Genomic DNA, 17,715 nt, shown 5'->3' with positions numbered 1-17,715 from the left:
GCGCTGGCAACACGAAGCCAGGCATCCCGTGTCCGTGTCCGGAGCGAATCAAACCGCAAAGGTCCGCTTTTCAGCGCCGGGTCGAAGGGCACAATCTGCACCGTGCGGACCTGTCCCGCGAACCCTGGCGGCGATGTCTTTCGCTGCCCGTCGGGCGCCGGGTTCGGACTGGGTGACGACGAGGACGGCGTTCTCGGCGAGGCGGGCCGAGTGTTCATCTCTGTCCCGAAGCGCGTCGAGGAGGAGGGCTGCGGATTCGGCGGATTCGGGGGAGGGGAGGGTGGGGATGACGAGTTGATGGGACGCGTCGATCATCCGCAGCCACCGGTCGGCGGACTCGTCATTGCCGGAATCGAAGACGATGAGACGGTAGTAACGGGTCGCGACCTTCAACAGCTCCGCGAACTGTACGGATTCGATGCGCTGATGCGTGGCGAGCAGTTCGGGGTTCGAGCGCAGCACGTCATACCGGTCGACGGACTGGTGATGCACGAACCGGGAGATATCGGAGACGGACGCGGAAGGTGCGAGGAGCTCCGCGGTGGCGGGCAGGAGGTCACGAATGGTGGTGTCGTAAGTACCTTGTTCTGTCCGCCAGCCGAGCGTGCCGCGGGTGTCATTGTTGTCCCACGCAAGGACATTCCCGCCACCGAACCGTGCGAACACCGCGGCGAGCATGGCGGTGGTCATGGTCTTCCCGATGCCGCCCTTTCCGTTCGCGACCGCGACCGCACGGCATCCCGCCACATGCCGAGACACATTCGCCTCGTCGATCCTGCGTTGACGTTGACGCGCGGACTCAGGGATACGGATGCCGAGCCCGGACACTGTCCCGCGCCACCCGGAAGCGGGTGTCTGCTCGAGGGTTCCCGGGGTGATGAACGAGGCACGCTGCGGACGTCCGAGATCACCCGGCTCGTCCGGATCGTCCGGTTCCGGTGCGCCCGGCAGGTCAGCATCCTCATCCGGTGCGCCGGCTGCGCGTGCCCGCTCGGCGGCGCGCGTCACCGGCACAGTTGACAGCTCTCCTGTGCCGCTAACGAGGAGGTGGTGCTCGCCCCGGTCGCCGGAGGTGATGAGTTCGAGTGCGGCGCCGGTGCGGCGGGCCTCGTCGGTGGCGCGTTGCACGATCATGCGGCGGATGTCCTCATCCGCGGATGCCGTGATGGGCTCACTACGTCCGTCGGGGGTGATGAAGGTGGCGTCCGTTCCCGTGACGGTCGCATAGGCGCGGGGGACAGCTTCGAGGGTCATTTCAGCTCCTTACTCGAGGTCAGCCAACCGTCCACGTCGGTGTCCGCCGGCCACACGGCATCGAGATCGGTTGGCTCGAAGTACTGCAGCTCGCCGGCCCGGCCCGGGTCGAGGTCCATCGCGTCATCCGTCTTGAATAGCTCGTACTCCCACGGGGTGGATGTCGCGAATGCGTCGACGAGGTAGGAGTACTGGCCGACGTAGGCGAGGAACTCGCCCCTGCGCAGTTGCCGGGCCATGTCGGCGTGGGCGGGTGGCACGGCCAGTCGCTGTTGGATGCTGGTGGCTTCTTGCTGGTTGATGCGGAAGATGAACTTGTTCTCGATGTCGCCGGCGATCGAGTAGGCGAGGTTGCGTTCTTGGGAGTCGGCTTCTCCGACGGCATCCAGGTCGCCCATCTTGTGCAGGATGACGATGTTGCTGATCCCGTAATGCCGGGACAGCTTCAACCACTGCTGATACATCTGCAAGGACGCGAGCGAGGTCATGTCCCGCCAGCCTTCTTCCCGGATCACGTACCGGGTCTTGTGCGCGCCGCGGTCGGAGATCACGGCCTGGTTCCAGGCGGTGGTGCAGATCTGCGATAGCTGGGCGACCAGGTCACCACGGGCGAACAACTCGCTGGTGTCGACGACGACGATCGGCGCATCGTCATCGAAATTCACCGTTGATTCGTCTTCGAACAAGCCGGAGAGGTCGCCGTTGACGAACCGGCGCAGGACGAAGGACGGCTGGATGGCACCGTGGGCGAGATGCCGATCCCGGTTGGTCTCGGTGGTCAGCTGGGTGAGTTCCGCGAACACTCCGCGCAAGGTGGGCTGGTCATCGGTGTGGACGATGCACCGATCGAGGGCTTCCAGGAGGGCTGCGTGTTCGACGGCGGTGAGGCTCGCGCCGGGGAGGGCTGCTTGGACGAGGGAGGTGAGGACGGTGATGCGACGTTGCTTCACCATCAGCTCGTGCTGCTCGTTGGTGACACCGGTGCGTCGTGGTCCGCGGTCGAGGGGGTTGAGTCTCGTGTCGAACGCGCCGCCGAGGCGGATGACGTTCCCACCGGGGATGGCTTCGGCGACGGCCCGCCATTCTCCCTTCGGGTCGGAGGGGACGACGGCCTGGTGGCCGAACGCCATCGACCGGGTGACGAGCGTCTTGATGACCGCGGACTTGCCAGCACGGTAGGCGCCGAGCACGAGAACGTTCGTGGAGAACGACCCCCGGTCGGTGCTGTCGGCGTATGTTTCCCAGGGGGAGAAGTGCCACAGTGCGTCGGCGTTGAGGTCGACGCCGAGGATCGGCCCGCGATGCCCGAGCCCTGCATCCGCGACGAACGGGTAGATGCCCGCGACATGCTGCGACGTCGCCTGGTGCGGCGGGACGTTGACCGGGGCGAGGTTCCAGTACCCGCCCTCGGTGAGACCCGGACCGAACGGGCCGGGCACTGCCGGCTCCGGGAGCGCCTGGTCGCGACGGCGGGCCCGGGTGGGCTCGGCGTCGTAGTGGTCGTTCGCGCGTGCGCGCCGCCCCTGCCGGCGCTCCTTGCGAGACAGCCCGCTGGCTTCGAAGTCGATCCGCTGGCGGCTCATCACTTCATCCCCAACCCCATCGGCAGCGCGTTCACCATGAGGGCCTCGGCCTGCTGGCAGTACATGATCTGTGCTTCCATCTCCGCCTGCGCCAGCGCGTTCCGCATCCCCGCGATCGCCTGATCCAGCTGCTCCTCATCCGGGGCGGTGACGGTGAGGTACCCGCCGTACCGGAACTCACCGTGACCTGCGACCAGCTCCTGCTCTTCCTTCTCCAGCGCTGTCCAGTCCGCCGCATCCGCCGCTGACCCGTCGACGCCGCGCTTCGCGCGGAGGCGTTCGTTGCCGCGCCACACCTTCTTCTCATCCCGCACCCGCTTCAACGCCCGCTTCAACGGCACCGGTGTGAGGACCAGCGAGAGGATGTGGGTGACGGCTTCACCAGTGTGGGGGTGCCGGGCGAACACGATCGGGGACACGAACCCGACATGCGCGTCGGACCGCGGCCATTCGTGAATCCACATCGTCGTGTGCACCCCGGAGTCGGTGCGCACCAGATGGTTCACACCTCTCGGCTCCTCCAGATACATCGGCCCCATCGCAGCCAGGTCGACCCCAGGCTTGTCATCGGAGCGGTTCTGGATGGTCGAGGCGAACTCCGGGTCGAAAGCGATGCGGATGAGTGCGGCGATCTCCCGTGGTGACAGCCACCTGCGGACGGTGATCTTCGCGGCGCTCAGCGCATCGGAGAGGGTGCGGGTCTCGACGAACGCCAGCGCCTGCGCCCCCTCCCTGCCACCACCGAGCGCTTTCACCTGTGCGCTGGATGCGGTCAGGTCGAGGGTGAAGGTGAGGTAGTTGCGGTGCGCGACCGCGAACCGCTCCGAGTCGTTCATCACCCGCTCGTAGTTCTCCGCGAGCACCGACGTGCGATCGAGCTCGCGCCGCTGGATCGTCTGGTCGTAGTGCTCGCGGGCGCTGCGGATCGTTGTGGGCAGGGTGCGCTCCTGAAGGGTGACCCGCTTGATACCCGGGCGTTGGGTGAACGACGCGAGGACCCGGGACCACTGCTGAGCCAGGTCCAGCCGCTCCGGTTCGTCGTGCATGAGGAATCCTTGAACCTCGAGTTCCGCGGTGACGGAGACGGTGCGGCCGCGCGGGTCGTAGACGCACGCGATGCCCTCGACATCCCACAGCTGCACCGACGCGCGCACGCCAGGCAGGTTCAGCGTGCCGACCAGCTGTGGGCGCTCGGGACGGTAGGCCTGCGTGGTCGCACCCGTCGCGTGCCGGACCTGCTTCATCAGCCACAACCCCGCCATCTTCGGCGCCGACATGCCATGCACCGTCACCACCGCCGAGACCCCCAACGCGAGATAGAGGGGAGCCGCATAGAGAAGCCCGACGGGGCCGAACCTGTTCACGAAGATGAGGACGACGACGGCTGCGGCGGCGATGAACGCGAGTTGCCAGCCGTCCATCCCGAGCACGATCCCCTGGCGGGATCTCCCGGGCAGGCGGACCGGGCGCGTGCTGTCGGATGCAGAAGTCATGGCTGCTTCCCCTCAGAATTCGGAACAGGTGCGGATGCCGGCGGCGACGCCGCACGACTCGACGCCGACGTGGCCTGCCGTGCGGACGCGGTCGGCGCGGCAGACGAGGCGGATGCTGCGGGGCGAGCGCCCGAAGGGCGCGTGCCCGCAGGCCGGGAAACACCCCGACGCGCGGAGCCGGAACCGGACGCGGCTTGTGCGGCAGCGCGAGCGGGAGCCGCACCCTTGGTGACACCGGCCGGCAGGGCGCCCAGGCGCGAGGGCAGTCGGGCGGCAGAGCGCGCGGCACCGGATGCGACCCGGCCGGCACCGGAGCCGAGGCGCGAGCCGAGGGCATCGGATGCGGATGCGCCGACGAAGCTGAATAGCCCGAACACCGCGAACGGGGCGAACGCCGCGAGAGCGAGACCGATCAGCAACGGCCACGACTGCGGATCCCAGATCGTCTCGACCTCAGCAAGCCCATTGATGATCAACGTCACAAACCCGATCGTCAACGGCCCCGCCAACAACAACGCGACCGTCGCGGACACGTACCGAACCACCCACTGCGGCCCGACGCTCTTCACAGGAAACAGCATCCACGCGACAGGTCCGACCGTGATCAATGCGGCCAACGCGATGTTGCGGAAGGTGAAGACGAGCACCAGGAGCAGCATCGACAGCAGCAACATCCCGTGGATGAGGAACGCGAAGAAATAGTTCGCCTGCCCGCCCGCCCACATCACCTTCTGCAACGTCCGGAACAGCGCGACCGGGCCGTCGCGATTCAGGATGTACCAGGTGAGATCATCCACCGCATTCAGCAGGTGCCCCAGCATCCACAACGTCAGGGGCACGGCCGGGACAGCAAGGAAGCTGCGGATGATCGCCCCCACGAGCTCATCACGGTCCCCGGAGACGACCGCCGCCGCGATCGACCAGACCATCGCGGCGAACAGCACGACCAGGACGGCCCACTGCCAGAACGACCACTCGTTCACGGCCGCTGTCCACAAGACACTGCTCGTATCGAACCTCATGCTCGACGCCACCAGCATCATCGCCGACGTCGCCGTCAACGCCATCCCTCGCCCCGCGTTCTCAAACGTGACACACACCGCGTCACCGAAACTGCAGCCGTACTCGACCAAGAGGGGTCGGCCGCCTGCCGCTTGAATTGCAGCGACGTGGCCTTCGTAGGTCGTGCACACCGTTGTGTCGGCACCCTTCATCAGAACCCTGATGAAACACTGCTGCGGCTTGACGTCATTAGGGTTCGTGGGCGTGCACGAGACCTGACCTGACGCCTGGTTGCAGGCCACGGGGTATGCCGGCGCCGACCAGGATTCGCCAGTCACGGAATCCAACTGAGTGCGCGGTTGAACGGTGCCGGTCGATGACGGCACCACGGCAGCATCCGCGGGGCTGAGCACGCACAGCACTGTGAGGAATCCGAGAAGGATCCCTGCCAGTGCGGTGCGGAGGGTGCGCATCAGAAGCCGAAGTCGAAGTTCACGAACCAGGCGAACAGCCCGTTCGCCGCGCCAAGGATCGCTGCGGCGATGAAGATCCAGAGGATGTTCTCACCCGCCCACGTGCGTACCCGGTCGGAGGCGAGGCCGCGGAAGGCGAGTGCGGCGCCGGCGAGCATGAGCATGATCAACACCACGAGCATCGCCCCGGCGAGGATGTAGGACGCGATGACTTGAAAGCCCTGGAAGAACGGGGCGGAGAAGTCCGGGTTGATGTCCGGGACGTCGACGTCGGCTGGCAGATTCACGATGATTCTCCTTTGGATCACTTCAACGGCAGGCCGAGCGCGGCCATGAACGGTTGCGGGTCGATGGCGACACCGCTCTTGCGGACTTCATAGTGCAGATGACAGCCGGTCGAGTGCCCGGTGCTGCCCTCCGCGCCGATGCGCGCCCCGACAGTGACGTGCTGACCGACAGCGACCTGAAGCGAGCCCCACTGCATATGCCCGTACAGGGTCTCCAGGTCGTTGCCGTGATCCACCAGGACGGTGTTGCCCCACCCGAAGTACGAGCCCGCGACCGTCACGACCCCACCGCCAGCGGCATAGACCGTGCTCCCGCATCCCTGGGCCATGTCATAACCCTTGTGCTCGGTCGAGCAGTAGCTGCAGCCGCTGACCGGGTTGTGACCGAAACCACGGCCCTTCCGATAGCTGCCGGCCAGCGGGTATCCCCAGTCGCCGTTGGCAACCGGGGCAGACCCCGGGAGTGCGGAAGAGTCGGACTGTGCTGGATCGCCGGCGAGGGCAAGCGGAACCACGAGCAGTGGCGAGACAATCAGCAGTAGAACGAGTGCTACGGGGATGAACAGGGCCAGTACTACCCGGCGCCCGGTCCTCGCTTTCGCGAGGGCCGACAGGGCCAGCAGTGGGGCGCCCACGTCACGGCTCCATCGGCTCCGAGAAGTAGCGGACGATCTTGCAATCGCCAGGCTGCTGGTCGCTATCAGGGGTAGGGATGCTCTCGCCGCCGCACAAGACCTGCACACTGACGCGGGCCTGCTCGTCGTACGAGCTCTCCGTGCCGTTGTTATCGGCACGGATATAGGTGAGGGTGACATCGGCGGTGCCGATCTTCATCAACCCCGTCGGGTCCTCAGACACGGGTACGTAGTCAATCTCGCCCTTCACCGTTGCGCGGACTCGACCTTTCTCAGCTGCGAGGGAGTTCCAATCGTCTTCGGGAAGCACGACAGCCTGACGCATTTCGAGTTGTGAACTCGTCATGGCGTTCTTCTGGTCGTCTTCGGAGGTGTAGCGGGTGTCGGGGGTGAACCAGGAGTCGAGGTAGGCCAACCACGCGTCGCGATCACCATGCTGGGTGTCGAACGTCGCGGCCGCCTCGAGAGCAGCCCGGATATAGGTATCCGCGTCGGTGGTGATCGGCTCAGGAACCCACCCGTGCTCGGTCACAGATGCGTCTACGACATCGGCCGAAGTGCTGCTCGGGGTTGACCGGGGCGTCGATGAGTGCGTCGTGCCGGCGGGCGTGGGCGTCGGTCTCTGAGCGTTCAGGGTCGAGCTGATGATGATGGCGATGATGCCGGCGACCAGGATGGCGCCGCCGATCCACGCCCACAGCAGGTGGCGCCCTTGCTTCCGCTCCCTGGCCACGATGGTCAGCCCTCCCGAACCCTCAGGATGGCGACGATGCGCGGACTGCACTGAGCCGGCATGCGCCGCAGTGACGAAGTGGACGTTACTCCAGCCCGGTTTGCCGCGTCTGTAGGCCATTTGGGGGACAAACTCGTAGAACCAGCCCCGAAACGGAGCGGATCCGACTGCGTTGCCTCGAACATGAACTGAACGGTACACCCGTTCAGTCACGAAGTAAACGGGTAATTAGTCCGCTTGATCTGGACTCGCTTGCGGCCGGCGAGCACAATGGGAAGATGCCGAAATACGCGCGCCCAGCAGACGGCGACGGAGCCGAAGGCCCCCTCGCCATCCTCGGCAACCGCGTCATGGCCGGCATCATCCGCCAACTGCGCAAGACTCCCAACGTTGGGCGGAAGGACATCGCTGGGGTGCTTCAGGTTCCACCGTCGACGCTCGTGCCGTACCTCGGGGAGTTGGAGGCTGCGGGGCTGCTGCTCGCTCATCCACCGCGCGGGGAGCGCAAGCGGGGGGAGTGGGTCAGATATCGCGTCAACGACGAGGCGGTTACTGAGATCTACCTACGGTTGGGGCAGGAGATCGGCGAGATCTGAGTGGGCGCGTGGGAATCAATCCAATCTGCATGAGCAGAACCAGACCTGGGATGCGATTCAAATCGAGAACTACACGATGAAGCGAGCCGGCAAGCTCCGATGCCGCACCTGCGCGCGTCCCACCGTCGCGATCACCTCTTCAACCACATCCGCCGGGGACACCCGCGTGAACAGCCCAATCGGCACCGTATTCGACAACCAACGATCAGACGCCGACACCTTCCATCCAGAACGAGGCATGACCTCACCAGTACCGCCCTACCGCTTAACCGAACTGTATTGGAACTAGCTCTGCGAAACCGAGCGCATACCTGTCATTAACTCGCGTGTCACTGCCTCTTCGATCTTCGAGGCGGCCGCGCGCACTCGATCGACGAAATACTGCTCCCCGACCGATTCAAAACGAACCAATGGCACACTCACGCCGATAGTGGCGAGCAGCGTGCCGTCGACGCCGAGCACCGGTGCGGCAACTCCAGCCCCGCCGGCGAAGGACTCTTCTCGACTCACGGCGTAGCCCAGTTCGTGGGCGTGAGCGACTTGTTCCCAAAGCACTGTTTCGTCCGTGATCGACGATGGACCGACCTTGGGCAGCCCTGTTGAGTGAATCAGGGTGCGCGCCCGCTCCTTCGGCATATAAGCAAGGAAGAGCTTGCCGCGTCCGGTGCTGTGAAAGTTCGACTCTGAACCCGGCCGGGCGTGCACAACGATCTGGCCGCGCCCGCTCAGCCACACGATGTTCCATATTCGGGAGTCGCGCACAACGGATAGGTATACGCTTTCGCCTGTCTCTCCGTTCAGATCGCGCAGCATTGGGGCTGCGAGCGTGGCAAGCGCGCCGTCCTGTTTCATCTGTTGAGCCCACACGAGAATCTTGGGACCGAGGTAATACTCGCCTCGACGTTCACGCTGTGCGACCACGCCGCCGATGACCAGAGATTTCAAGGCCCGGTGCGCACCTGAAGCGCTCATCCCGACTGCTTTCGCGACGCTCGCGAGGTCGAGCCCGTCCGGTGCTCCGGCGAGTTCATCGATGATGCGAATCGCCCGATCAAGCGCACCGACTGTGCCGTGCTCGCCGCCGGTTCCATCTTCCGCTCCCGCAGTCATGTCTTCGCTGCCCCCGCTTTCCTATCTTGTCGCCACGGCAGGATACGCCGTCGGATCCACCGTGATCACTCTAGATGTTCTTCCCGCGGAGGTTGCGGGCAGCGTGGGTTGATGGGTTGATGGGTTGATGGGTTGATGGGATGAGGGGAGGACCTCCGGTATTGACATGGGTAGCTCTGACGCGTCTGCGTCATTATCGGGCGCGAACGACACGCCGTCCCGTCCCACGATGACACTCGTGACGCCTTGCGCGAGAAGCGCAACCTGTGCAGATACATCATCGAACACCCCGTGGACGTGCGTGTGCACGTCAATGAAGCCTGGCAGGATCAGCTGGTCAACGCAGTCGACGACGTGGCCGTCTGATCCTAGCGAGATGGCGTCGACCTGGTGATCAGATCGGCTCGCACAGCGACATCCGCGTGTTCGACGCCGTGTGCGGCGAAATCGGCGCCTCCGCGGACGATGACGCGCCAGGTGGGGCTCGTTGGCATGGGAGCCTCTCGGCGGAAGTCGAGCATGGGCACCCATCCCTAGAAGCGAATAGCAATTCGCGCTGTGCGAAGATACAATGCGTCTCATGAAAGCGAATGTTCGAGAACCCCATCGATTCGACGTGGTCGTTAGTGGGGGCGGTCCTTCTGGGGTTGCTGCAGCGGTAGCGTCGGCGCGACTCGGAGCGCATACGGCACTGATCGAGGTTCAGGGGTGTCTTGGTGGCGTCTGGACCGCAGGGAGCCTTAGTTGGGTGATTGATGCGATTGGCAAACAGGGAGCGATGGCAGAGATCATCTCTCGACTCGATGAGCTTGACGCCCGCACGGGGGAACCGGACGCAGACTTCACATACGACAGCGAGGCGATGAAGCTCGTGCTAGAGACGATGTGCCTCGAAGCGGGAGTGACGATCCAACTTCACACGAGAGTCACCGGGGTCGTGCGCGATGACCGTCTACGCGAGATCCATACAGAGTCCAAGTCTGGGCATCAGGTGTGGGCGGCCGATGTCTTCATCGACGCAACAGGAGACGGTGATCTTGCCGCGCTCGCCGGTTGCGCATACGAATTGGGGCATCCAGTGCGCGGCAAGACCCAGCCGATGAGCCTGATGGCGCTGGTGGGTGGTGTCGAGTACGACGAGGTGTCGGAGTTCGTCACGGGCGGTCACGTGTTCACCGAACGTGCAAGCCCTGACGTGGACGCCCCCAAGCGTCGACTGCTCGAGGCGATCTCCAGGTCAGGAGTCGAGCCGTCCTACAAGGGGCCGACGTTGTTTCGTGTTACGGACTCGCTCTTCGCGCTGATGGTGAATCACGAGTACGGGTACTCAGCGCTCAGCGCAGCCGATGTAACAGCCGCGACTCTGCACGCGCGACGAGAGATTAACGACGTCGTCTCGAGCCTTGCATCGGCGGGTGCGCCGTGGAGCGGACTGAGACTGCTCTCTACCGCCGCTCACATCGGAATTCGTGAGGGGCGACGAGTACTCGGTCGAGACTATGTGAGCCGCGCTGATGTTGACAGCGGAAGACAGAGGCCGGATGCCGTCTGTACGGTGCGGTTCGGTTCAGACATTCATGCGTTCACCGCCGCGGAAGGCGGGTATCTGAGCACCGAGGCGGGTGATCTCGACCTTCGGCGGCACCCTTATGACGTCCCGTATGGCGCCATGGTTCCTCGTGATGTCGAGGGCCTACTGACAGCAGGACGGTGCATCAGCGGGGACTTCTGGGCTCACTCCAGCTATCGGGTGACGGGGAATGCAGTGACGATCGGAGAAGCAGCCGGAATAGCCGCTGCGACAGCCGTTGCTGCAGCAGTGAGCCCGGGCGACGTGGCGTGGGCGGACTTCGTCGAGGCGCGAACACGACTGTGGAAGATCTCAGCGCCAGAACAGAGCGCCCGTACACGAACCGGGGCATCGACCGGGGGAGTTTTGTCAGGGGACTTCCGTTCGAAGCAAGTTTGTTCTATCCTCGGACCGGGAATAGCAATTTCCTCACAGGGATAAAGACTCGCCTCGAAGCAAGTGGCGGATCCTCTAGATTCAACAGCACATGCGACCGACGGGCGATGACGCCGGGTCACAGCAAACGGACGGAGTCCACATGACCACCCAAATCGCACATCTGATCCGTAGGCGGCTCGGTGGAGTTGCAGTAGTAGGGGTAGTCGCGCTCATCGCCGCAGGATGCAGCTCAGCGAGCAGCGCAGATCGCGACAAACCCGAGAGCAACACACTGAGCATTGTGACCTTCACGGGTGGCGACGCCGGCATCAAGTACGAGAATCTCATCGCCGCATTCGAGAAGGCGAACCCGGAGGTCGATGTCAAGCAAGAGATTCTCGCGGGTGACGACACCTACAACACCATCCTCGCTACCCGAATGGCATCGGGTACGGCACCCGATATCTTCGAGGTCTTGAACAACGACCTCAGGCCGTGGCTAGAGTCGAGCCTGCTCACCGATCTCACTGTCCAACCCTGGGTTAAGAACGAGATCGAAACGGTCCAGAACCTGGCGGAGCAGACCGAGGGCAAGACGCTGTCGTTCGTGCCGGAGGTGAACTCGGGCGGCGTGTTCTACAACGTCGACATGTTTGAGGAGCGGGGCATCGAGATCCCCGAGACGTGGGATGAGTTCCTGGATATCGTGAAGCGATTCCGTGCCGACGGGATTACCCCCCTCTCGGTCGGAGGCAAGGATGGCTGGACGTTGCAGACCCAGTGGACCCAGATGATGCGCGCCACCTCGACCCCCGAGGAAGGAGCGAAGCTGACTTCGGGAGACTTGAAGTACTCGAAGGCATCGACCGCGGCGATCATTCCCGCCTTTGCTGACCTGGTGGCAGCGGGCGGCTTCGATCCGAATGCGACTGGCGTTGATTGGCCGTCCAGTGCGAACGATTTCGCTCTGGGCCGTACGGCCATGATGATCCAGGGAACCGTTGCGCTCCCGGCCATCCGCAACGCCGCGCCCGGCGGGAACTTCAGCATGTTCCCGCTTCCGTTCAGCGCCGACGGCGTGCCCGCTCCGCTGGCTCTCTCTCCCGCGGCTACTCAGGCGATCCCGACCACTGCGGCCAACCCGAAGCTCGCGAAGAAATTTCTGGACTTCTGGGCGTCGCCCGAAGTGCACGCGAAGTATCTAACCGATGCTTCCGCTCTGACGTCGCTGGTTACCTCGACGGCTGGTGACATCGACCCGGCGTTCAAGTCGGCCAGCGAACTGCTCCCCACGCGAGGCATCGAGATCGCCGGCCTGGTGCGGCCGACTCCCGAGGTCGGTGCCGCAATTCAGGCGGGGATGCAGGGCCTGATGGTCGGGTCTGCCTCCGTCGAGCAGGTGCTTGAGGCGATCGATGCCGCACAGGCCGCCGGCAATTAGCCCGTACAGGATGGTCGGCGTCGCGATGAACGGCTGCGTCGACCACCCACTCACAGGGATCGGGGATCCTCTTCATGTCTAGTAATGCGACTCGCGTGAACCTGAGGACAGGGCAAGCGAAAGCAGCACAGCGCACTGTATCTATCACGCGACGACGTCGATCACCATTGGGATCCAATGGCAACCGCATCGTCTTTGTGCTCCCCGCCGTCGCGCTTTTTACCGCGGTCGTCGTACTGCCGATCTTGTTCAATTTGTTCTATTCGTTCACGGATTGGAACGGAATCGGCTCGACGTTCAATTTTGTCGGTCTTGAGAACATCGTCCATGTCTTCTCTGACCCGGCCAATGTGCGGGCGGTCCGCAACACCCTCGTATTCACCGGGGTGAACTCGGTGATTCAACTCGCGCTCGGACTAGCTCTGGCTCTCGCCCTCTTTGGCGCCGGAATTCTGCGTAGCACTCTGCGACTCGTGATCGTGCTTCCGATCGCTGTCAGCGGCGTCGTGCTCGGCTTTCTCGGAACTGTGATCTTCGATCCGCGCAGCGGCCTGCTGGTCGCTCTCTCGCAGTTCCCGGGCCTGGGGTGGTTGGCGCAGAACTGGTTGGGCGATCCTTCCCTGGCCATGGGTGCGGTCATCTTCATGAACCTGTGGCAGTGGACGGGCTTCACGATGTTGATCTTCCTTGCGGGTCTTTCGACGGTTCCCTCCGAGTTACTGGAGGCTGCCACCATCGACGGCGCGGGTGCCTGGCGTCGCTTTGCCCACGTCACATGGCCATTGCTCGCGCCCGCGGCGACGATCAACATCGTGCTGACGGCGATCGGTGGTTTCAAGGTTTTCGACGTCATCTACGTGCTCACGAAAGGTGGTCCGGGCGGGGCAACAGAGACAATCGTTGCCCGCGCGGTTGCTCAAGGCGGCTTCGGGCAGTTTGGGTACTCGGCCGCAACCAACCTCATGCTGACGATCCTCGTTCTGTCGATCTCAATCATCCTTCTTGCCATCCTTCGCCGACGGGAGTTGCGCGCGTGACCGGAACATTTATCTCCTACCGCCAGCGGCGGAACGGTCTCAGCGCCGCACGGTTGCTGCTTCCGGTCGCGTGGGCGCTCAGTCTCACGGTGCCGTTCTTCTACCTTGTCGTGATCTCGTTGCGCACTCGGCATGAATTCGCGACCGATCCGCTGGGTCTCCCCGCAGCGCCGGTCTGGATGAACTACGTCCAGGCGTGGGAGCGCGGGAACTTCATGAGCGCGTTCGTCAACAACCTTGTCGTGTCAGTTGTGACGGTCTTCAGTGTGGTCATCATCGGGTCGATCGCCGGTTACGCGATCGCGCGCTGGCGGGGGCGGGGCGGCACGATGCTGTACATCTTCTTTGTTTTCGGACTCATCGTTCCGTTTCAGCTCGGCCTGCCGATGCTCTATCGACTCTGGGCGCAGGTGGGGCTGGTCGATTCTCTGGCCGGAGTCATTATTATCCAGATCGCAACGAGCCTCCCTTTCGCGATCTTCCTGTACGCGGGGTTCCTCCTCGCGGTGCCGCAAGAGCTCGAAGATTCGGCTCGCGTGGACGGCGCGAGCGAGTGGCGCACTTTCATCAGCATCGTGTTTCCGCTGCTGCGACCGGCCACAGCCACAGTCATCATCATCTCTGCGATCTCGGTCTGGAACGATCTTCTCGTCGCGCTCTTCTTCCTGCAGAGCGCGGAGAAGCTCACGCTAGGGAAGGCGACACTCGGGCTCATGAACACTTTCAACAGCGACGTTCCGGTTGTGTTCGCTGCCGCGGTGATCACGCTCATCCCCGTGATCATCTTGTTTGTTTCACTGCAGCGCTTCTTTATCTCGGGCCTCACCCACGGCGCGCTGCGCGGATGAACATCCAGCTCGACCCAAGGGACAACGAGTTCCGCGGTCGCCGCGTAGTGATCACCGGGGCCGGAGGAGGCTTGGGCAGGTTGCTCGTAAGCGCTTTCGCCGATCGTGGGGCAGAAGTCATCGCGTGTGACAGATCAGCTTCAGCACTCGCGGGAGTACAGGCGCACCAACGAAAAGTCTTTGATCTCGTCGACACCGCGGCGGTAGCCCACGCGGCTGAGGAGATCGTGCGCGACGCTACGCCCGACATTGTGGTCAACAACGCGGGTGCGAGCTCCGCGGACAGTGCGGCATCTCTCACGCTCGATGCCATCCGTAAGGAAATCGATCTCAATCTCACCGGTGTCATGACCTTGACCGCTCGATGCGCTGAAGCTATGGGGGCGGCGGAGCGTGGTTCAATCGTTTTCGTTTCGTCGGTGAACGCGCTTCAGCACTTCGGGAATCCCGCCTATTCCGCAGCGAAAGCGGGAATCAATGCCTACTCACGCGCTCTCGCCGTTGAGTACGGACGGCAGGGGCTGCGATCCAACGTGGTCTGCCCCGGATCGATTCACACCGCTGCCTGGGATCATCGAATCGCGCGCGACTCGGAGATTCTCGATCGGGTGCGCAGGCTGTACCCGTTGGCCCGTCTTGTCCGCCCGTCGGAAGTCGTTGAGACGGTCTTGTTCTTGGCGTCCCCGCGAGCGAGTGGCATTACCGGAGTGGCGTTGCCAGTCGACGCGGGCCTTACCGCCGGCAGCCTGCCCTTTCTCGACGAACTTGTGCGGTGACGTGTCGTGATCCTTGCCACAACGTCCGCGCAGGGGCTATCTTGTATTTGCTGAGTGCGAATCATAATTCGCGCACAGAAAATTAACCTCTGATGCAAGTCGACTCTGGGAGAGTGGCAAAGATGCCAAAACGACAAGGTACAACGCCCATTACGCGCAGTTCACGCAGACCGCGTGCGCGATTCATCGCGCTCGCATCTGTATTGGTCACTGCGGTCAGTGGTCTCGCGCCACTGAGCGCAGCGGCAACGCCGACGCTTCCTCCTGTGATTGTGCAGAAGTGGCAGGTAGCTGAGATCACCCTGCACAGCTCCGTCGACTACGAATCGCCGTTCACCGAAGTGGATGTGACGGCGACCTTCACGAGCCCGCGGGGCGAGACCATCACCCGACCGGCCTTTTGGGACGGTGGCGACGTGTGGAAGGTGCGCTTCGCGCCCGACGATGTCGGCGGATGGCAATACACGACCGAGACCAGCGATCGATCCAATGCAGGACTTACGCAAACCGGCGTTGTCATCGGGACGCCGTATCGTGGCAACTTGGACGTGTACAAGCACGGTTTTCTGAAGGTGAGCGAGAGTGGTAGAGATCTCGCTTTCGCAGACGGTAAGCCATTCTTCTATCTGGACGACACGCATCGGTTCCTCAGCCAGGAACAGTGGGCAGGGAGTGACGTCCCCGGGGTGGACTCGCAGTTCAAAGCGATAATCGACAAGCGAGTGGAGCAGGGCTACACCGCGATTCAATCAGAACCCGATGGGCACAGGCTCTCGCTCTGCAACGCGTCGTGCACTGTGCCCGATCTGACCCTGCTGAAGGATTATGACAAGAAGGTCGAGTACATCGCCTCGAAGGGCCTCGTTCACAATATGGGACTCGGCGCATACCACCACACAGCCGAGCTCACTGAACAGGGCGCCGAGCGTCTGGCACGACTCTTCGTCGCCCGATACGGTGCGTACCCTGTGACGTGGTTCACCGCTCAGGAGGTCGACCTCGCGCCTGTGGATCTTCAGTCGGTCTGGATGGCGGCAGCGGAAGAGATCGACCGGGCGGACGACTACAACCATCCGCAGTCGGTTCATCAGTCCGCGGGCGTCCCGAAGTCGCCGTGGGTGGAGCAGCCGTGGCATGACTTCACGATGATTCAGGGCGGCCACAACACGCTTCCCTCACTAGCCCACTACAAGCAGTCGTGGGACTACTCGCCCGTGAAGCCGTTCCTCGAAAGCGAGCTCAACTACGAGGGTCTGCGTGCGCAGATCGACGCGTCGACCGTGCGGATGGGTGCGTATAGGGCGATCCTCGCGGGTGGTCTCGGTTACTCGTACGGGGCACAGGGCATCTGGAACGTCAGCCTCGCCGGATACGGACAGAACGTTTCTTGGTGGGACGGACTGCATGCCGCGGGTGGGGAGGACATGGGCATCCTGAAGGACGTGTTCACTTCGCTCGACTGGTCGCATTTCGAGCCGCGTTTCACTGATCCGGCGTGGGTGGCGTACGCGCACGCCGGTTCCAGCGCGCTGGCATCGGTGGGGAGCGATTCGTACCTCGGGTATTTCTACAACCGCGACCCCGCAACGGGATTGCTGAAGCAGCTCGACACCGACCACGCGTACCGGGCGACCTGGATCGATCCCAGCACTGGTTCCCGGACGGTTGCGGCGGCGAACGTAACACCCAGCACTGCAGGTACCTGGTGCATGCCGCCTAAGCCGACGGAGGCAGACTGGCTGCTTCTTGTCGAGAAGGCCGGTTCGCTCACGACCGCTCCCGCTCCGGAACCGGAATGCGCAGGTACGGACGACGGCGCCATGCCGAACCCGGTAGGCGAATGGCATTTCGACGCCGTCAACAACGGGCTCGTCGAAGACGCGTCAGGCGCCGGAAACGATGCTGCACTGCACGGTGGCGCCAGCATTGTCCCGCGCGGCATCGCGGGGGGCGCTCTCTCGCTTGATGGGGTCGATGGCTTTGCCGAGATCGCGGACACGCCCGAACTCGACGGGTTCCCAGAGTTCACTCTTTCGGTATGGGCGAACCTGAATGGGGTTCCTGGTGCGAACGTCACTCCGCTGGGCAAGGAGGACTCCGTTGGTGCAGGTGGTGGGGCTCGGTTCCTCGTACTTCCGACGGGGGCTGGCCACTTCGTCGCTGCCACTAGCGGGTCTCCGTGGTACTCGGCGATCGCCGTCTTCAGTCAGCCACTCACACCAGGCGCATGGAAGCACCTGGTTGCCGTCTACGACGGCCAGCAGTATCGCATGTATGTTGATGGTGTCGAGACAGGCGCGAGCGGACGAGTAAGCGGGACGCTCAAGGACATCGAGGACCCCTGGCGATTCGGGCACAAGTCGGCAGACAACCTCGCGTTCATGGACGGTCTCGTAGACGAAGCGCGGATTTATGATCGGGCTCTCACCGACGAGCAAGTCACCGACCTGTACCAGTCCTACCTCGGCTGATCTCTCCGCTTGGCAAGACATCGACGGC

General features: G+C 63.6%; 16 protein-coding genes. 7 read left to right on the top strand and 9 right to left on the bottom strand.

Annotation, left to right across the window (positions count from 1 at the left end; genetic code table 11):
- Positions 1 to 48: 48 nt before the first annotated feature.
- The 7 genes from QF046_RS08435 to QF046_RS08405 all read right to left on the bottom strand — a co-directional run bounded on the left by QF046_RS08435 (position 49) and on the right by QF046_RS08405 (position 7,580).
- On the bottom strand, positions 49 to 1,254 hold the full coding sequence (locus tag QF046_RS08435) for a ParA family protein (RefSeq protein WP_307368406.1): 1,206 nt from the start codon (positions 1,252 to 1,254) through the stop codon (positions 49 to 51).
- Positions 1,251 to 2,837 carry a hypothetical protein gene (locus QF046_RS08430; protein WP_307368403.1) on the bottom strand — a complete coding sequence of 529 codons (1,587 nt, stop codon included), beginning with the start codon at positions 2,835 to 2,837 and terminating at the stop codon, positions 1,251 to 1,253. Before QF046_RS08430 ends, QF046_RS08435 begins: the two co-directional genes overlap by 4 nt.
- Positions 2,837 to 4,330: an SCO6880 family protein gene (locus tag QF046_RS08425; RefSeq protein ID WP_307368400.1), complete on the bottom strand. Its 1,494-nt coding sequence runs from the start codon at positions 4,328 to 4,330 to the stop codon at positions 2,837 to 2,839. The genes QF046_RS08430 and QF046_RS08425 overlap by 1 nt, the downstream gene beginning before the upstream one ends.
- Positions 4,327 to 5,328 carry a hypothetical protein gene (locus QF046_RS08420; RefSeq protein ID WP_307368397.1) on the bottom strand — a complete coding sequence of 334 codons (1,002 nt, stop codon included), beginning with the start codon at positions 5,326 to 5,328 and terminating at the stop codon, positions 4,327 to 4,329. The genes QF046_RS08425 and QF046_RS08420 overlap by 4 nt, the downstream gene beginning before the upstream one ends.
- Positions 5,329 to 5,804: 476 nt before the next feature.
- Positions 5,805 to 6,092 carry a hypothetical protein gene (locus QF046_RS08415; protein WP_307368395.1) on the bottom strand — a complete coding sequence of 96 codons (288 nt, stop codon included), beginning with the start codon at positions 6,090 to 6,092 and terminating at the stop codon, positions 5,805 to 5,807.
- Between the two features lie 17 nt (positions 6,093 to 6,109).
- Positions 6,110 to 6,727 carry a M23 family metallopeptidase gene (locus QF046_RS08410; RefSeq protein ID WP_307368393.1) on the bottom strand — a complete coding sequence of 206 codons (618 nt, stop codon included), beginning with the start codon at positions 6,725 to 6,727 and terminating at the stop codon, positions 6,110 to 6,112.
- A 1-nt stretch (position 6,728) separates the two neighbouring features.
- Positions 6,729 to 7,580 (bottom strand): hypothetical protein, encoded by an 852-nt coding sequence (locus QF046_RS08405; RefSeq protein WP_307368388.1) that lies wholly within the window; start codon positions 7,578 to 7,580, stop codon positions 6,729 to 6,731.
- Between the two features lie 158 nt (positions 7,581 to 7,738).
- Between QF046_RS08405 and QF046_RS08400 the strand changes: the two genes are divergently transcribed.
- Positions 7,739 to 8,056 (top strand): helix-turn-helix transcriptional regulator, encoded by a 318-nt coding sequence (locus tag QF046_RS08400; RefSeq protein WP_307368385.1) that lies wholly within the window; start codon positions 7,739 to 7,741, stop codon positions 8,054 to 8,056.
- A 69-nt stretch (positions 8,057 to 8,125) separates the two neighbouring features.
- Here QF046_RS08400 and QF046_RS18285 read toward each other — a convergent pair whose 3' ends face one another.
- Together QF046_RS18285 and QF046_RS08395 are read right to left on the bottom strand one after the other, a co-directional pair.
- Positions 8,126 to 8,296 carry a transposase domain-containing protein gene (locus tag QF046_RS18285; RefSeq protein WP_373425678.1) on the bottom strand — a complete coding sequence of 57 codons (171 nt, stop codon included), beginning with the start codon at positions 8,294 to 8,296 and terminating at the stop codon, positions 8,126 to 8,128.
- Positions 8,297 to 8,341: 45 nt separating this feature from the next.
- The gene (locus QF046_RS08395) at positions 8,342 to 9,166 is read right to left on the bottom strand and encodes an IclR family transcriptional regulator (RefSeq protein WP_307368381.1); all 825 of its coding nucleotides are present in this window, start codon (positions 9,164 to 9,166) and stop codon (positions 8,342 to 8,344) included.
- A 571-nt stretch (positions 9,167 to 9,737) separates the two neighbouring features.
- Here QF046_RS08395 and QF046_RS08390 point away from each other — a divergent pair.
- The 6 genes from QF046_RS08390 to QF046_RS08365 all read left to right on the top strand — a co-directional run bounded on the left by QF046_RS08390 (position 9,738) and on the right by QF046_RS08365 (position 17,687).
- Positions 9,738 to 11,177 carry an FAD-dependent oxidoreductase gene (locus tag QF046_RS08390; RefSeq protein WP_307368379.1) on the top strand — a complete coding sequence of 480 codons (1,440 nt, stop codon included), beginning with the start codon at positions 9,738 to 9,740 and terminating at the stop codon, positions 11,175 to 11,177.
- A 97-nt stretch (positions 11,178 to 11,274) separates the two neighbouring features.
- A complete protein-coding gene (locus tag QF046_RS08385) occupies positions 11,275 to 12,555 on the top strand; it encodes an ABC transporter substrate-binding protein (protein ID WP_307368377.1) in 1,281 nt (426 codons plus the stop codon).
- 95 nt (positions 12,556 to 12,650) lie between these two features.
- Positions 12,651 to 13,592, top strand: coding sequence for a carbohydrate ABC transporter permease (locus tag QF046_RS08380; protein ID WP_307368375.1), 942 nt, complete (start codon positions 12,651 to 12,653; stop codon positions 13,590 to 13,592).
- On the top strand, positions 13,589 to 14,440 hold the full coding sequence (locus QF046_RS08375) for a carbohydrate ABC transporter permease (protein ID WP_307368373.1): 852 nt from the start codon (positions 13,589 to 13,591) through the stop codon (positions 14,438 to 14,440). The genes QF046_RS08380 and QF046_RS08375 overlap by 4 nt, the downstream gene beginning before the upstream one ends.
- Positions 14,437 to 15,216, top strand: a complete 780-nt coding sequence (locus QF046_RS08370; RefSeq protein WP_307368370.1) for an SDR family oxidoreductase — start codon at positions 14,437 to 14,439, stop codon at positions 15,214 to 15,216. Before QF046_RS08375 ends, QF046_RS08370 begins: the two co-directional genes overlap by 4 nt.
- Positions 15,217 to 15,482: 266 nt before the next feature.
- A complete protein-coding gene (locus QF046_RS08365; RefSeq protein WP_307368367.1) occupies positions 15,483 to 17,687 on the top strand; it encodes a DUF4038 domain-containing protein in 2,205 nt (734 codons plus the stop codon).
- Positions 17,688 to 17,715 lie beyond the last annotated feature (28 nt).

It is taken from the genome of Microbacterium sp. W4I4 (assembly GCF_030816235.1).
Classification (GTDB): domain Bacteria; phylum Actinomycetota; class Actinomycetes; order Actinomycetales; family Microbacteriaceae; genus Microbacterium.
This window is presented reverse-complemented; position numbering and strand designations above follow the sequence as displayed.

Bases quoted from the DNA above. Each gene is read 5' to 3' on its own strand.
- QF046_RS08405 (WP_307368388.1), bottom strand. From the start codon at position 7,580: ATGGCCTACAGACGCGGCAAACCGGGCTGGAGTAACGTCCACTTCGTC.
- QF046_RS18285 (WP_373425678.1), bottom strand. From the start codon at position 8,296: ATGCCTCGTTCTGGATGGAAGGTGTCGGCGTCTGATCGTTGGTTGTCG.
- QF046_RS08370 (WP_307368370.1), top strand. From the start codon at position 14,437: ATGAACATCCAGCTCGACCCAAGGGACAACGAGTTCCGCGGTCGCCGC.
- QF046_RS08395 (WP_307368381.1), bottom strand. From the start codon at position 9,166: ATGACTGCGGGAGCGGAAGATGGAACCGGCGGCGAGCACGGCACAGTC.
- QF046_RS08390 (WP_307368379.1), top strand. From the start codon at position 9,738: ATGCGTCTCATGAAAGCGAATGTTCGAGAACCCCATCGATTCGACGTG.
- QF046_RS08425 (WP_307368400.1), bottom strand. From the start codon at position 4,330: ATGACTTCTGCATCCGACAGCACGCGCCCGGTCCGCCTGCCCGGGAGA.
- QF046_RS08430 (WP_307368403.1), bottom strand. From the start codon at position 2,837: ATGAGCCGCCAGCGGATCGACTTCGAAGCCAGCGGGCTGTCTCGCAAG.
- QF046_RS08435 (WP_307368406.1), bottom strand. From the start codon at position 1,254: ATGACCCTCGAAGCTGTCCCCCGCGCCTATGCGACCGTCACGGGAACG.
- QF046_RS08385 (WP_307368377.1), top strand. From the start codon at position 11,275: ATGACCACCCAAATCGCACATCTGATCCGTAGGCGGCTCGGTGGAGTT.
- QF046_RS08400 (WP_307368385.1), top strand. From the start codon at position 7,739: ATGCCGAAATACGCGCGCCCAGCAGACGGCGACGGAGCCGAAGGCCCC.